Below are 514 nucleotides of genomic sequence, written 5' to 3' on the forward strand. Positions count from 1 at the left end.
ACTGGTGTAGTTCCTGGTACATGTGGAATCACTGGAAGATCAGTACCTGGTTTCGTTGGATCTGTTGGATCGTTTGGATATGGAAGGTTTGGTACTTTTGGAAGTCCGTCTGGTACATTTGGTACGTATGAACCAAGTTTGCTGTACTTAACTGTTTCTTCGCTATCCTTATCATCAGGAGTCACTGTCTTGGCTGCTACATTGGCCTTATCTGCCACGAATCCAGTTACAACTGGTGTAGCTTCTTGCGCCAATTCTTTCGTAGCTGGTGTCCATGCACTGAAGGTTTCCTTACCAGTTACACGGTTACGTTCACCTGTACGTGTGAAGGCTGCTTCTTGAGTCACNGGAGCTTTCAGAGCTGGACGACCCGCTGTTTGACCATCTGCGTATTCGTACTTGATTGTACGTGATACTTTCTTGTTGAGCTTAGCTGGGTCTGTAATCTTCTCTGTACCTTGACGAAGAGTAACGGTGAAGGTTTGATCCTTCTTATCGTCATTATCGAAGGTCT

1 protein-coding gene is annotated in these 514 nt (G+C 45.6%); it reads right to left on the reverse strand.

The genetic code is table 11. From position 1 onward, the window contains the following. Window positions 1–446: mucin-binding protein (locus tag D8872_RS10915; RefSeq protein WP_446677445.1), on the reverse strand; the 446-nt coding region annotated here is incomplete at its 3' end. Window positions 447–514: the final 68 nt, after the last annotated feature.

Origin of the sequence: Streptococcus cristatus (genome assembly GCF_003943815.1) — a bacterium.
Lineage (GTDB): Bacteria > Bacillota > Bacilli > Lactobacillales > Streptococcaceae > Streptococcus > Streptococcus cristatus_F.